Genomic DNA, 598 nt, shown 5'->3' on the forward strand with positions numbered 1-598 from the left:
AAGCTGTTGTGAACAGCTACCAGAAGCGCAGAGCAGCTCTTTTAGCTCGTATTACATTCATCTTTCATGACCACTTTGGTAGGTATGGAAGCCCTAAAATCACAGAGACTTTAAAGCGTGAAGGCTGGACGGTTTCTGAGCGTTTAGTAGGAAAGTTGATGAAAGCAAACGGGCTTCGTTCCTGTGTTTCCAAGAAGTTTCGAGTGAATACAACCGATTCAAACCATGATTTTCCGATTGCATCAAACGTGCTGAATCAGAACTTCCAAACAACAGCGCCAAACAAAGTTTGGGTAACAGATATTACTTATATCCCATGCCGACAGGGCCGCATGTATCTAGCAAGTGTTTTAGATTTGTACACACGCAAAATTGTAGGTTGGAAAMTCGGAGACCGTATGACGACCGACTTAGTTCTCGCTGCCTTAGATCAAGCCTACGAGGCTCAAAAACCTCCTAAAGGCCTACTGCATCACTCAGATCGTGGCTCACAGTACGCATCAACCGATTACCGTAAAAGACTAAAAAAATACAAAATGAAAGCTAGCATGAGTCGGAAAGGCAACTGTTATGACAATGCTTGCATCGAATCTTTTCA

General features: G+C 43.2%; 1 protein-coding gene. It reads left to right on the forward strand.

All coding sequences use genetic code 11. The annotated features are described in order from the left end of the window. A partial coding sequence (locus tag AC1DLM_RS35510) for an IS3 family transposase (RefSeq protein ID WP_477572637.1) occupies positions 1 to 598 on the forward strand: 598 nt, incomplete at both ends.

This window comes from Paenibacillus sp. 01T442, from assembly GCF_056398345.1.